Raw genomic sequence first — 14,348 nt, 5'->3', positions numbered from 1 at the left:
AGTAAATTGGTATTGTCAGAATAACAATTGGAGGTAGTTAAAAGTGAATAGCCATAATGCACAATTTTTCATATCCAACCTTGGATTAACTCCACATCGAGAGGGCGGTTATTATAAACAATCATTCCATTCGACCGAAACGATTTCCGATCAGGAAGTAACGATGAATTTCGAGGGGAAACGCATGCTCTATACGAGTATTTACTTTCTCTTAACTTCGAAAGACATCTCCCATTTCCATCGTTTGAAATCTGATGAAGTATGGTATTATCATGCGGGAAGTCCTCTAACCATTCATGTGATTGAGGAAAATGGGGGGTATAAAGAAATTAAATTAGGATTGAATTTGGATAAAGGAGAAGTCCCACAGGCGTTAGTTCCAAAAAACACTATTTTCGGATCATCAGTGATGGATCCGGATACTTTCTCTTTAGTCGGATGTATGGTTTCGCCTGGTTTTGAGTACAAGGACTTTGAGTTGTTTACACAGGAAGAGCTTTTACTGAAATATCCTCAACATAAAGACGTCATCTTAAAGATGGCTTATGAGATAATTCCAGACTGACAAATAGAATGAAAAAAAGCTCCTCACAAGTCCACTGACTTATGAGGAGCTTTCATATCCAACTCAATCGGCTAGCCCCTCGAGGTGTCAGGGCTAAGCAAGCCGCTTGCGCTTTTCTTGTTACATCATGCCGCCCATTCCGCCCATGTCAGGCATGCCGCCGCCCATTCCAGCTGGTTCCGGGATATCTGCAACGACTGCTTCTGTAGATAGGAGCATTGCCGCAACGGATGCTGCATTTTGAAGTGCAGAACGAGTAACTTTAGTCGGGTCCACGATACCGGCTTGCATCATGTTGACCCATTCGCCGTTCGCTGCGTTGAAGCCGATGCCGACTTCTTCGCGTTTCAAGCGGTCAACAACGATAGAGCCTTCGAGGCCTGCGTTGTTCGCAATTTGGCGAACTGGCTCTTCAAGTGCACGAAGAACGATTTTCACGCCTGTTGCGACATCGCCTTCTGTGCTTTCAAGAAGTGTTTCAACTTTTGAATATACGTTCACAAGCGCTGTACCACCACCGGATACAATACCTTCCTCAACAGCCGCACGAGTAGAGTTCAATGCGTCTTCGATGCGAAGTTTGCGCTCTTTCAATTCAGTTTCAGTTGCCGCTCCGACTTTGATAACTGCTACGCCGCCAGCAAGTTTCGCAAGGCGTTCTTGCAGCTTCTCTTTGTCGAACTCGGAAGTTGATTCTTCAAGTTGCGCACGGATTTGGCCGACACGTGAAGCGATTTGCTGTGAATCTCCATTTCCTTCAACGATTGTCGTATGGTCTTTTGTGACAACGACTTTCGCAGCGCGTCCAAGCTGATTGATGTCAGCGGATTTAAGATCTAGGCCAAGGTCTTCCGTGATGACTTCTCCGCCTGTAAGGATTGCGATATCTTCAAGCATCGCTTTACGGCGATCGCCGAATCCTGGTGCTTTAACAGCTACTGCGTTGAATGTACCGCGAAGTTTATTCACAACGAGAGTTGCAAGTGCTTCGCCTTCCACGTCTTCCGCAATCATCAACAACGGCTTGCCTTGTTGAACGACTTGCTCAAGAACCGGCAGGATTTCTTGGATGTTAGAAATCTTTTTATCTGTGATCAAAATATATGGGTTGTCAAGAACCGCTTCCATTTTGTCCGTGTCTGTCGCCATGTAAGCAGATGCGTAGCCGCGATCGAATTGCATACCTTCTACAACATCAAGCTCAGTCGTGAAGCCTTTCGACTCTTCGATTGTGATGACGCCATCGTTGCCGACGCGCTCCATCGCTTCAGCGATCAATTCGCCGACTTCTTCGTCGCCTGAAGAAATAGCTGCAACTTGTGCAATTTCCTGCTTGCTTTCGATTTCATCGGAAATGCCTTTCAACTCTTCAATTGCCGTTGCAACCGCTTTTTCGATTCCTTTACGGATGCCGACAGGGTTTGCACCAGCTGTTACGTTTTTCAAGCCTTCACGGATCATCGCCTGCGCAAGAACAGTCGCAGTCGTCGTACCGTCACCAGCGATTTCGTTCGTTTTGGAAGCGACTTCTGCTACGAGTTTTGCACCCATGTTTTCGAATGCATCTTCAAGCTCGATTTCTTTTGCGATCGTCACACCGTCGTTTGTGATAAGTGGTGAACCAAATTTTCTCTCAAGAACGACGTTGCGTCCTTTTGGTCCAAGCGTCACTTTAACAGCGTCAGCAAGTGTATCTACACCGCGTAGCATTGCGCCGCGCGCGTCTTCATTAAATTTAATTTCTTTAGCCATTTATGAATTCCTCCTGTTTTTTCGTGTACTTATTTATAAGGGCGACTTAACCGATGATAGCCAGAACGTCGCTTTCACGCAGGATCAAATATTCATTGCCTTCATATTTCACTTCAGTTCCAGCATATTTTGAGAAGATGATGCGGTCGCCTTCTTTTACTTCCAGGTCAACACGCTGGCCGTTTTCAAGAACTCGTCCAGTACCTGCCGCTACAACTTTTCCTTCTTGCGGTTTCTCTTTTGCAGAATCCGGCAATACGATACCGCTTGACGTTTTTTCTTCTGCTTCGATCAGTTCGATTACGATACGGTCACCTAATGGTTTCAACAAGTGAAACACCCTCCTCGACAAATTATCTTCTATTTAGCACTCATCAATCAAGAGTGCTAATACATTTCTAATCATAATAAAGTTGCCCAAAAATTGCAAGCAAAATACTCGCTGAAGGTAGGATAAAACAAAATGTCAGCCGCCCCCTATCTACGCGTGCAGACAGTCTCAAACCGTAATACCCTTTTCACTTTGCTTGTCTTCTTAGAAAGGCTAAAATGGACAATAGAAGAAAGGAAGTTGGCAATGAAAAACTGGAAAATCTCTATTTCGATCGTTCTTTTATACATAGCAATGCAGTTCGGAAGCATTCCTGTCTCGAAAGGATTCTTCACCTACTTTCAAAACACCGCCGGCATGGAAAAGGAAGACGCGGCATTTTATGGCTTCGCTTGGGCGCTGTTTATTACCAACATGATCGCCGCACCGATCATCCTCTTCATGACAACGCGGAACAAACGGTTCTGGGATATTTTCAAAGGGAAGAAAGCGACGCCCTTGATGACAATCCTCTGGGGAGTATTAGGATTTTTCATGGCGATGGCTGGGCAAATGATTGCCGGCATCATCGAAATCGCTCTCGGTATCGAGCCTGGCTCTGAAAATACCGCTTTACTAAGCGAAGTCGCCAAACTGTCACCGATCATCATCTTTTCAATCGTCATCTTCGCACCGCTTTTGGAAGAGATCATTTTCAGAAGGGTTTTATTCGGAGGCATTTATACAAAGACGAATTTCTGGATCGCGGCGATTGTAAGCGGTATTGTATTCGCGGCCGTCCACGGAGAACTTCAACATCTGCTCATCTATATGGCACCTGGAATGGTGTTTGCATTCATCTACCATCATACGAAGCGTATTTGGGCACCAATGATTGCCCACTTCCTCATGAACGGTTTCGTCATGGTCGTCCAACTGAATTATGAGAAGCTTGAGCAATGGCAAAAAAATCTTCAGCAAACATTTATTCATTTTCTGCAATAAAAAACGGCATCCCCATCGCGGGAAGCCGTTTTTAATTCATCCTAAAGCCATAAAAAATGAAATGAGAGCAAGACCGATAATTAGTGAGAATACGATCGTAAGAACTATGCCAATACCCATTAGAATTGCAACGACACCGAATCCACGCCATGCTGAGAAATTATGGACAAGCCCAATTCCCTTACAAGAAATTACCGTCCCGTAAATACCTACTCCTAGTGAGATAAGGTTCATTAAGAAATAAACCCCAAGCGGCAGATTAGTGACTCCAAAGTTCTCCGTCGGCACTTCGAATAAACGTGAGCCGTATATAGCAAGAATAAGGAAGTTCATCGGAGCGAGCCAGATCATCGGAATTGTTGCGGCTGGCGTCACGTGGATCATTTCGGAATACTTCCCAGTCCCCCCAAGCCATTTCCCAATCCATGTATACAGCGCGGACACAATCACCCATCCGAGCAATGCTCCGGCATATGACGTTACAATTGACATGAAAACAATTATAAACAATGGCAGTCCATTAAACCAACCTGTTGTTGCCGTAGAGATAACACCCGTGCTGATTGATCCTAATAAAAAAATGAGAAATCCGTATCCAACCGACTTCTTCTCAAGCATGTATTGAAGCGTCTTCGTCGGCTGGCTCCATATGGATAACAATGGATTCATGTTTGTTCCCCCTTTACTTCTTATGTATATGTAAGTCCTTCACTACCTATCATACTGGAATCATACTGGGATTTCATTACAATCTACCAAGTGGATACAATAAGTTTTACGCAAATTTGCATCTGTTATGACGCAATCTAGACGACTTATGGCGTAATTGGACGGAGTTATGCGCGAGTTTCCCAACGAGTTTTGCGCAACTTTCATATAGTTATGCTCATTTCGGGACTTTCTAACTATCCGAACTCCACAAAAAAGTCCCACTCCCAACACCCGGAAAGCGGGACTCCAGTTTATTTCTCCAAATTCCCCATCACTTCATCAATCTGACGTTGCTGTTCAGCCTTTATTTCTTCAAGCTTCCGCTTTTCCTCGGCTTTCAGGAATTTTCGATAGCCGACGCGGCAGATGATGATGCTCAGTTCGTAAAGCAAGAACAAGGGAACAGTCACCAATAAATGCGACATGATGTCCGGCGGCGTGATGAATGCCGCAATGACGAACAGGACAAAATATGCTACCTTTCGGATTTTCACCAGTTTCACAGGATCCAATATGCCGAGTCTCGACAGAAATAATAGGACGATCGGAAGCTGGAATATAACGCCGAACGGAATCAGTATTTGAAACAGGAAAGTGAAATATTCATTAATACCGACCGTCTGCGTTATGCCGAGCTCCGCGGAAAGTTCCTTCATGAAATTCATGACGAACGGCACAAGGACAAAATAAGAAAACGCAATTCCAACGAGCAATAGCATAAAAGCGAACGGGATATAGCTCAACGTCACTTTGCGCTCCGTCTCATGCAACCCCGGTGAAATGAACGACCAGAACTGGTACATGATGACCGGCGAAATGATGACGACCGCTAAGAAGATGATGACCTTCAAGTACAGGGCTATCGGATCGACTACGTTGAACGCATGGAATTCCTCATATCCTGCCTCTGATTGCAGGAACTTGATGATCGGCTTCGCGATGAAAAAGCTCCCGATTACCGCAATAACAAAGAAAACGACGATTACCATCAGTCGTTTTCTAATTTCATCTATATGTTCAATGACTGTTAAATTTTTCTCTTTCATCGGACAGACATCCTTACTTATTGCACATCATTTTTCTTGTCTTCCACTTTTTTGACCGTGTCGTCATCATCGGACACAAGTCCTTTCGTCGCTGATTTGAATTCACGCAATGAAGAGCCGAACGCTTTTCCGATCTCCGGCAACTTCTTCGGTCCAAAAATGAGCAATGCTATGATTGCGATTAGAATTAAACTAGTTACTCCTGGAGCCATTTCGGACACCTCCTTCATATGTAATCCATTTTACATGAAAACAACTTCTATTACTATTGAACAGGTCACTCTATTTGTGAATCTTTTTCGTCATTTTTTATGAAATAAATCAATGTCTGCAACTCTACCGACAAATCGATCGTATGGATGCGCATCCAGTCAGGCGCTGTCAGACGGACAGGGGTGAAATTGAGGATTCCTTTTACACCGATATCGACCATCCGATCCGCAATTTCCTGCGCCGCCCTCGTCGGAACGGTGAGAATGACAAGATTAATGCCCAATTCCTTAATCTTCTCTTCCATCATGTCCGGATGAAACACCGGGATATTACTAATCGTCTTCCCTTCTTTCGGAGCCTTCGGGTCGAACGCAACAACAATACGCGTATTATGGTTCTTCTGGAAATTATATTTAAGAAATGCGTTTCCTAAGCTTCCTACGCCGATCAATGCAACATCCGTCTCTTCATCCTGATTCAGTGCCCTTCGGAAGAATAAAAGGAGGTCGTTCACATCATAGCCGTAGCCTTTGCGCCCGAGCGCTCCAAAATGGGAGAAGTCACGGCGGATCGTCGCGGCATCGATTTTCATCGCCTCGCTCAATTCGCTGGACGATACTCGCTTCTTGCCGGCATTCGCGAAGTTTTGTAGGAATCTATAATATAAAGGAAGGCGTTTAGACGTCGCCTGCGGAACTCTTGGAGTCGATTCAGCCATTTCTTACCTCCTGTACGTACGTGCAATGAGCTCATTTTATCGTACTCCAGATACGTGCTGAAGTAAAGCCAACGATTGCACCGGCACGCCCATTCGATTACACTAAAAGTGGAATAGAGGTGTGCTCAATGATCGTATTACAAGTGAATGGAATTACGAAATCGTTCTCAGGAACTGACATATTGAATAATGTCCGACTCGAAGTGCAGCACCGTGACAGAGTTGCGCTCGTTGGACGGAACGGTGCCGGCAAGTCGACATTGCTGAAAATCATTGCGGGAGAGATGTCCGCGGACTCTGGCGATATCATCATGCCGAAAGATGTACAGGTAGGCTATCTTGAACAGCACGCGGGCATTGATTCCCCCCTCAACATCTGGGATGAGATGCTGACCGTTTTCGGGCCGCTGCTTGAAATGGAAAAGAGGCTCCGCAAGCTCGAAGCACAAATGGCGGATCCTACCGTTTACGGGAATCCGCAAGAATACGAGCGGGTCATGAAGGATTATGACGCATTGCAAATTGACTTCAAGGATTCCGGCGGGTATCAGTACGAGTCAGATATGCGTTCAGTCCTGCATGGCATGCGTTTTTATCCCGAAGACTACGAGAAGAACGTCAATCTGTTGTCAGGCGGACAGAAAACGCGGTTGGCGCTTGCAAAAATGCTGCTCAGCAAACCGGATCTCCTTATCTTGGACGAGCCGACGAACCATTTGGACATCGAGACACTCGGCTGGCTTGAAAAATACCTCGTCTCCTATGAAGGGGCGATCCTCATCGTTTCCCATGACCGTTATTTCCTCGATCAGATCGTGACGATCACGTATGAAGTGTCGAGGCGGAAAGTGACGAAGTATGTCGGCAACTATAGCGCCTATCTTGTTGAAAAGGCGAAGAACTATGAGCGGGACAAGAAGTTATATGAGCGCGAGACGAGCGAAAAAGCGAAGCTCGAGGATTTCATCCAACGGAATATCGCACGCGCATCGACTTCCAAGATGGCAAAAAGCCGCCGGAAGCAGCTTGAACGGACGGAATGGATGGATGCGCCAGATGGGGATGAGAAGTCCGCAAGCTTTTCTTTCTCAATCGATCGGCCAAGCGGCAACGATGTGCTTACATTGGATAACATCGCTGTCGGCTATGACGGCAAACCTGTTTCCAAGCATATTAACATGCATGCATACAAAGGAGACCGGATTGCGATCATCGGTCCGAACGGGATTGGCAAGTCGACATTGCTGAAAACGATCGTCAAAAGGCAGGAGCCGGTTGACGGGACGATCCGCTACGGAACGAATGTCCAGTTCGGTTATTATGACCAGAACCAAGCGACAATCCTTGGTACGGGGACAGTTCTCCATGAGTTATGGGATGAGTGGCCGATGATGAATGAAAAGGATGTCCGCTCAGTACTCGGGCGTTTCCTGTTCACTGGAGAAGACGTCGAAAAGCCAGTCGCTTCATTATCTGGCGGCGAGAAGGCGCGTCTTTCATTAGCGAAACTCATGCTACAAAAATCGAATACGCTCGTGCTTGACGAGCCGACGAACCATCTCGACCTCGACAGCAAGGAAGTGTTGGAAAATGCATTGGATGACTTCCCAGGCACGATCCTCTTCGTCTCCCATGACCGCTACTTCATCAACCGGATTGCTACGAAAGTGATTGACGTCGGCCCTATTGGCGTTACGGAGTATCTCGGCGATTACGATTACTTCATTGAAAAGAAAAATGAGCTTGAGGAACTGCAGGCAGAACAAGCAGCTTCAAATCAAAAAGCCCAGCCGAAGAACCGGCGGAATGAAGAGGATAAAGAAGTTAAACGGCAAGAGCGCCGATTGACAAGGGCGATTGCGGAAATCGAAGAGTCGCTCGGCAAATTGGATGCCGAAATCTCCGTTCTGCAGGAAGAGTTGCTGAATCCTGTTTTTGCAGACGATCATGTAAAGCTGATGGAGCTGCAGGAACAGATCGACGAACTCCAGCTGCAACACGACAACCTTTCTGAGGAATGGCTGAATTTGCAGGAAGAGCTCGAAAAATTGAATTTGGAAGCCTAAAAATAGCTGTCGACTGGAATGAACGCCATTCGACAGCTTTTTTCCGTTTTCGACATCCCATCCATTTGATTTCCACAATCTTATCAACAGTCCACACGTTGATATAATAGGATATGAACATAGTTATCCACGTTATCCACATTTTCTGTAGCGATTACCAACGCAGTTATCCAAAACATGAATCGGTCATACACACGAATCTTTGAACTATCCACAACTTATCAACAATTGTGCATAAGTACGAATGTTCCCTCTTGACAAGTCGGATTCATTTCGGGACAAATAAAAACGGAAATCGTCAGAACTCGACGATTTCCTTCATTCATTTACTCATTTATTCTCACTATTCCATGAAGCAAGCTCCATGCCCGGTCGGCCATTCATTTCCATCGTACCGAGCTTTCCACTTTGGAACATCGAAGTACCTGCAGCTGCAATCATTGCCGCATTGTCCGTGCAAAGCGAGATTGGAGGTACGTAAAAAGGTATCCCCTCTTTTTCAAAAACTTCATCCAATGAAGCGCGCAAGCCTTTATTCGCAGCTACGCCTCCCGCAGCGATGACTTGCTTCACGCCATATTCCTTCGCTGCCCTCAACGTTTTCTCTGTCAACACCTCAACGACACTTTGCTGGAAGCCCGCCGCCACATGAGCAGGCACGACCTCTTCGCCTTTTTGCTCAAGATTATGCTTATAATTGATCACTGCGGATTTCAACCCGCTGAAGCTGAAATCATACGAATCCGGCTCAAGCCACGCTCTCGGAAAGTCGACCGCTTCATCGCTCTCAAGCGCAAGCTTATCGATATGCGGCCCTCCCGGATACGGCAGCCCGAGGACGCGTGCCACTTTGTCATACGCTTCCCCCGCTGCATCATCACGCGTTTCACCGATCAAGTTAAATGACCCATGCTGTTCCATAAGGACCAATTCCGTATGCCCTCCGGAGACGATAAGCGCTAACAACGGAAACTCCATAGGCTGCATCAACTGATTCGCATAAATATGTCCCGCAATATGGTGGACTCCGATGACCGGTAACCCATTGGCAAACGCGAATGCCTTCGCAGCATTGATGCCGATCAATAAAGCGCCGACAAGCCCAGGTCCCTCCGTCACAGCGACTGCATCCAAATCAGAAGGCTCAAGGTCTGCCACAGCCAACGCTTCCTCTATGACGAGCGTAATCTGTTCAACATGATGCCTCGAAGCGATTTCAGGCACCACTCCTCCGAAGCGTTGCTGACTCTGAATTTGCGACGCAACAACATTCGAGACGATTTCATGTCCGTTCTTCACGACCGAAGCCGCCGTCTCATCACAGCTCGTTTCAATTCCTAGTATATACATATCTTTATCCATCACAATTCCACCCACATGACGAGCGCATCTTCATGGTCGTCCGTATAATAGTTTTTCCGTATGCCGCCATCCTGGAAACCGAGCTTGCGATACAAGTTCTGCGCCGTATGATTGCTCACGCGCACTTCAAGCGTCATCAGTCTCACTTCATTCGCCTTGCACAACTCCATCGCCCTCCGCATAAGCGCCTCACCAATCCCATGGCCCCTCATATGCGTCCTCACCGCCACATTCGTAATATGGCTCTCATCCAGCACAACCCACATCCCGCAATGCCCAATCACCTCATCATCCGAAACTGCGACAATGTAATGGGCATAATCATTTCCAGTCATCTCATGTTCGAAGACTTCTTGCGTCCATGGCGTCGCAAACGCCTCCTGCTCGATTTCAACGACCGCTGGAATATCTTCCAACGTCATCTTCCGATATGATATGGTGTTATTCACGGCCCTTTTCCTTCCGTTGCTGCATCAGCCAGTTCGCCTCCGCCTCAGCGATACGGCGGTATTCCGGCGTAAATGCATGTGTATTCTCTTCCAATCCATCTTGCTGCGCGATGAAAACCAACGCAGATGCCCGCGGGAGCTGCATCGGGAACGGAGCAATGACGGCATTCTCCTGTAACCTTTCCTTCATGAGCTCTTCATGCATGGCAACATCCTTGCCGACAAAAAGGACAGGTCGCTCCTTGCTTGCTAAAACATCCATCAGATTTTCAATCGCAAAATGCCCATCCTCCGCGATGGCGGTCAATCCGCCATCCACGAATTCATATACCCCTGCGTACACATTATTCCTTCGCGCGTCCACAATCGGGCAGATCAACCCGTCAAAATAAAAAGCATTCGCGGCAAGCACCTTCAAGGTTGAGACACCAAACAAAGGCTTCTTCAACGTCCAAGCCAATGTCTTTGCTATTGTTACACCGATGCGGACACCTGTATAAGATCCAGGTCCTTCCGACACTGCAATCGCATCAATATCTTTAGGCTGCAGCTGCACCGTCGCAAACAATTCCTCAATCACCGGCATCGCACGCAGCGAATGATTGACAGCCATTGAAGAATTCACCTCAGCCAAAATGGCTCCGTCCTTAACAATCGCAACAGACAAAGGCGTGTTCGCCGTATCTATTCCTAACCATATCATAACGTCATCGCCTCACAAATCTTTTCAAAACGTTCCCCTTTAGGAATCAGTACAATCTTTCTCGAAGTTTCCCCTGTATGCTGTATCTGGATATCCAAGCGTTCTTCCGGCAAATCAGCTTCTATTAAATGTGCCCATTCAACGACGGACACCGCGTCCCCATAAAACAGCTCGTCCCAACCGAGATCCTCATCACTGTCCGCCAATCGATAGACATCCAAATGATTGAAAGGGACATTGCCTTCGTATTGTTTCAAGATTGTAAATGTCGGACTGTTCACCGTCCGTGTGACGCCAAGGCTACGCGCTAGCGCTTTTGTAAACGTCGTTTTTCCAGCACCAAGATCGCCTTCCAACGTCACAACGTCTGGAGGCGATAGCAAGCCTGCCAATATATTCGCGATGTGTTCAGTCTCCTCTAGGGAATGAACATTGAATTCTATAGTCATCGTATGTTCCTTTCATCTCCACTTTGCTTTAGTGTACCGAAAATACGCCAATTTCGAAAGCTATGAGGTTTGGAGGATTTTTTGTAAATATAAATAATAAAAAACCGACTCTGGAATAAATCCATAATCGGTTGACAAGGTTAAATTAAAATGGCGGTCCCGACCGGGATCGAACCGGCGATCTCCTGCGTGACAGGCAGGCATGTTAACCGCTACACCACGGGACCATTAATATGTATACTTTCCGATAGAATGCAAGGTTCGCTAACTGCAAATTCATTTACTTGATCAATTCTAACCTATAGACATTCTTATCGAAAAGGATTGGGTTGCCCGGCGACGTCCTACTCTCACAGGGGGAAGCCCCCTACTACCATCGGCGCTGAAGAGCTTAACTTCCGTGTTCGGTATGGGAACGGGTGTGACCTCTTCGCCGTCGTCACCAGACAATTGAACGACTCTTGTTCGTTCAAAACCGGATAAAACCAACATTGTTGCTGAACTTCAAGTTCAACCGTACTTAAATAACATAAGGTTAAGTCCTCGATCGATTAGTATCCGTCAGCTGCACGTGTCGCCACGCTTCCACCCCGGACCTATCCACCTCATCTTCTTTGAGGGATCTTACTTACTTGCGTAATGGGAAATCTCATCTTGAGGGGGGCTTCATGCTTAGATGCTTTCAGCATTTATCCCGTCCATACATAGCTACCCAGCGATGCCTTTGGCAAGACAACTGGTACACCAGCGGTATGTCCATCCCGGTCCTCTCGTACTAAGGACAGCTCCTCTCAAATTTCCTGCGCCCGCGACGGATAGGGACCGAACTGTCTCACGACGTTCTGAACCCAGCTCGCGTACCGCTTTAATGGGCGAACAGCCCAACCCTTGGGACCGACTACAGCCCCAGGATGCGATGAGCCGACATCGAGGTGCCAAACCTCCCCGTCGATGTGGACTCTTGGGGGAGATAAGCCTGTTATCCCCGGGGTAGCTTTTATCCGTTGAGCGATGGCCCTTCCATGCGGAACCACCGGATCACTAAGCCCGTCTTTCGACCCTGCTCGACTTGTAGGTCTCGCAGTCAAGCTCCCTTATGCCTTTGCACTCTACGAATGATGTCCAACCATTCTGAGGGAACCTTTGGGCGCCTCCGTTACACTTTAGGAGGCGACCGCCCCAGTCAAACTGCCCACCTGACACTGTCTCCTGCCCGGATCACGGGCAAGGGTTAGAAGTCCAATACAGCCAGGGTAGTATCCCACCATTGCCTCCTCCGAAGCTGGCGCTCCGGATTCCAAGGCTCCTACCTATCCTGTACAGGCTGCACCGGAATTCAATATCAGGCTACAGTAAAGCTCCACGGGGTCTTTCCGTCCTGTCGCGGGTAATGCGCATCTTCACGCATATTATAATTTCACCGAGTCTCTCGTTGAGACAGTGCCCAGATCGTTACGCCTTTCGTGCGGGTCGGAACTTACCCGACAAGGAATTTCGCTACCTTAGGACCGTTATAGTTACGGCCGCCGTTTACTGGGGCTTCAATTCGAAGCTTCGCTTGCGCTGACCTCTCCTCTTAACCTTCCAGCACCGGGCAGGCGTCAGCCCCTATACGTCACCTTACGGTTTTGCAGAGACCTGTGTTTTTGCTAAACAGTCGCCTGGGCCTATTCACTGCGGCTCTCTCGGGCTTTAACACCCTACCAGAGCACCCCTTCTCCCGAAGTTACGGGGTCATTTTGCCGAGTTCCTTAACGAGAGTTCTCTCGATCACCTTAGGATTCTCTCCTCGCCTACCTGTGTCGGTTTGCGGTACGGGCACCTCCCGCCTCGCTAGAGGCTTTTCTTGGCAGTGTGAAATCAGGGACTCCGGGGATAATTCCCCTTGCCATCACAGCTCAATGTTATAGGAACGGGATTTTCCTCGTTCCACACCTCACTGCTTAGACGCGCATGACCAACAGCGCGCTCACCCTATCCTTCTGCGTCCCCCCATTGCTGATAACGGCGGGGAGGTGGTACAGGAATATCAACCTGTTGTCCATCGTCTACGCCTTTCGGCCTCGACTTAGGTCCCGACTGACCCTGAGCGGACGAGCCTTCCTCAGGAAACCTTAGGCATTCGGTGGAAGGGATTCTCACCCTTCTTTCGCTACTCATACCGGCATTCTCACTTCCAAGCGCTCCACCAGTCCTTACGGTCTAGCTTCAACGCCCTTGGAACGCTCTCCTACCACTGACACCATAGGTGTCAATCCGCAGTTTCGGTGATCCGTTTAGCCCCGGTACATTTTCGGCGCAGCGCCACTCGACCAGTGAGCTATTACGCACTCTTTAAATGGTGGCTGCTTCTAAGCCAACATCCTGGTTGTCTGGGCAGCGCCACATCCTTTTCCACTCAACGGATACTTGGGGACCTTAACTGGCGGTCTGGGCTGTTTCCCTCTCGACTACGGATCTTATCACCCGCAGTCTGACTCCCAAACATAAATCATCGGCATTCGGAGTTTGTCTGAATTCGGTAACCCGGGATGGGCCCCTAGTCCAAACAGTGCTCTACCTCCGAGATTCTTTCGTTTGAGGCTAGCCCTAAAGCTATTTCGGAGAGAACCAGCTATCTCCAGGTTCGATTGGAATTTCACCGCTACCCACACCTCATCCCCGCACTTTTCAACGTACGTGGGTTCGGGCCTCCAGTAAGTGTTACCTTACCTTCACCCTGGACATGGGTAGATCACCTGGTTTCGGGTCTACGACCCCATACTCATTCGCCCTATTCAGACTCGCTTTCGCTGCGGCTCCGCATTCGCTGCTTAACCTTGCATGGAATCGTAACTCGCCGGTTCATTCTACAAAAGGCACGCCATCACCCATTAACGGGCTCTGACAACTTGTAGGCACACGGTTTCAGGTTCTATTTCACTCCCCTTCCGGGGTGCTTTTCACCTTTCCCTCACGGTACTGGTTCACTATCGGTCACTAGAGAGTATTTAGCCTTG

The 14,348-nt window shown here is 47.8% G+C and carries 13 protein-coding genes, 1 tRNA gene and 2 rRNA genes (1 of these 16 only partly in view); 3 read left to right on the top strand and 13 right to left on the bottom strand.

All coding sequences use genetic code 11. The features are described 5' to 3' along the window. Positions 1–43: 43 nt before the first annotated feature. Positions 44–565, top strand: coding sequence for a cupin domain-containing protein (locus tag OC538_RS13700; RefSeq protein ID WP_262176306.1), 522 nt, complete (start codon positions 44–46; stop codon positions 563–565). Between the two features lie 120 nt (positions 566–685). Here the strand turns inward: OC538_RS13700 and groL are convergent, their stop codons facing one another. Both groL and groES read right to left on the bottom strand, forming a co-directional pair. Next, entirely contained in the window at positions 686–2,317 is a 1,632-nt protein-coding gene (gene groL / locus OC538_RS13695) for a chaperonin GroEL (RefSeq protein WP_251695955.1), read from the bottom strand. Positions 2,318–2,363: 46 nt separating this feature from the next. After that, a complete protein-coding gene (groES, locus tag OC538_RS13690) occupies positions 2,364–2,648 on the bottom strand; it encodes a co-chaperone GroES (RefSeq protein WP_147059641.1) in 285 nt (94 codons plus the stop codon). A 246-nt stretch (positions 2,649–2,894) separates the two neighbouring features. Between groES and OC538_RS13685 the strand changes: the two genes are divergently transcribed. After that, a complete protein-coding gene (locus tag OC538_RS13685; RefSeq protein WP_262176297.1) occupies positions 2,895–3,632 on the top strand; it encodes a CPBP family intramembrane glutamic endopeptidase in 738 nt (245 codons plus the stop codon). 36 nt (positions 3,633–3,668) lie between these two features. Here OC538_RS13685 and OC538_RS13680 read toward each other — a convergent pair whose 3' ends face one another. The 4 genes from OC538_RS13680 to OC538_RS13665 form a co-directional block, all read right to left on the bottom strand. Continuing rightward, positions 3,669–4,301: a Yip1 family protein gene (locus tag OC538_RS13680; protein WP_262176292.1), complete on the bottom strand. Its 633-nt coding sequence runs from the start codon at positions 4,299–4,301 to the stop codon at positions 3,669–3,671. Positions 4,302–4,594: 293 nt separating this feature from the next. After that, positions 4,595–5,389, bottom strand: coding sequence for a twin-arginine translocase subunit TatC (tatC, locus tag OC538_RS13675; RefSeq protein ID WP_262176288.1), 795 nt, complete (start codon positions 5,387–5,389; stop codon positions 4,595–4,597). A 17-nt stretch (positions 5,390–5,406) separates the two neighbouring features. After that, positions 5,407–5,601, bottom strand: a complete 195-nt coding sequence (locus OC538_RS13670) for a twin-arginine translocase TatA/TatE family subunit (RefSeq protein ID WP_060205182.1) — start codon at positions 5,599–5,601, stop codon at positions 5,407–5,409. Positions 5,602–5,666: 65 nt separating this feature from the next. Beyond that, on the bottom strand, positions 5,667–6,320 hold the full coding sequence (locus OC538_RS13665) for a redox-sensing transcriptional repressor Rex (protein WP_251695947.1): 654 nt from the start codon (positions 6,318–6,320) through the stop codon (positions 5,667–5,669). Positions 6,321–6,448: 128 nt separating this feature from the next. Between OC538_RS13665 and OC538_RS13660 the strand changes: the two genes are divergently transcribed. Continuing rightward, a complete protein-coding gene (locus tag OC538_RS13660) occupies positions 6,449–8,386 on the top strand; it encodes an ATP-binding cassette domain-containing protein (protein ID WP_251695945.1) in 1,938 nt (645 codons plus the stop codon). Between the two features lie 330 nt (positions 8,387–8,716). On the opposite strand, the gene tsaD is transcribed toward OC538_RS13660, so the two are convergent. From tsaD to OC538_RS13625, 7 genes are all read right to left on the bottom strand, one after another. Beyond that, on the bottom strand, positions 8,717–9,748 hold the full coding sequence (tsaD, locus tag OC538_RS13655) for a tRNA (adenosine(37)-N6)-threonylcarbamoyltransferase complex transferase subunit TsaD (RefSeq protein ID WP_262176277.1): 1,032 nt from the start codon (positions 9,746–9,748) through the stop codon (positions 8,717–8,719). Further along, a complete protein-coding gene (gene rimI, locus OC538_RS13650; protein ID WP_251695941.1) occupies positions 9,748–10,197 on the bottom strand; it encodes a ribosomal protein S18-alanine N-acetyltransferase in 450 nt (149 codons plus the stop codon). The genes tsaD and rimI overlap by 1 nt, the downstream gene beginning before the upstream one ends. Further along, positions 10,190–10,900, bottom strand: coding sequence for a tRNA (adenosine(37)-N6)-threonylcarbamoyltransferase complex dimerization subunit type 1 TsaB (gene tsaB / locus OC538_RS13645; RefSeq protein WP_251695939.1), 711 nt, complete (start codon positions 10,898–10,900; stop codon positions 10,190–10,192). The genes rimI and tsaB overlap by 8 nt, the downstream gene beginning before the upstream one ends. Continuing rightward, positions 10,897–11,349 carry a tRNA (adenosine(37)-N6)-threonylcarbamoyltransferase complex ATPase subunit type 1 TsaE gene (tsaE, locus tag OC538_RS13640; protein ID WP_251695937.1) on the bottom strand — a complete coding sequence of 151 codons (453 nt, stop codon included), beginning with the start codon at positions 11,347–11,349 and terminating at the stop codon, positions 10,897–10,899. Before tsaE ends, tsaB begins: the two co-directional genes overlap by 4 nt. Before the next feature lie 151 nt (positions 11,350–11,500). Further along, positions 11,501–11,576, bottom strand: a tRNA-Asp gene (locus tag OC538_RS13635). A gap of 104 nt (positions 11,577–11,680) precedes the next feature. After that, positions 11,681–11,796, bottom strand: a 5S ribosomal RNA gene (gene rrf, locus OC538_RS13630). 84 nt (positions 11,797–11,880) lie between these two features. After that, positions 11,881–14,348: ribosomal RNA gene (locus tag OC538_RS13625) — 23S ribosomal RNA — on the bottom strand (it continues 466 nt past the right edge of the window).

Origin of the sequence: Saccharococcus sp. Marseille-Q5394 (assembly GCF_946901335.1) — a bacterium.
In the GTDB taxonomy this organism is placed as follows: Bacteria; Bacillota; Bacilli; order Bacillales_A; family Planococcaceae; genus Sporosarcina; species Sporosarcina luteola_C.
This window is presented reverse-complemented; position numbering and strand designations above follow the sequence as displayed.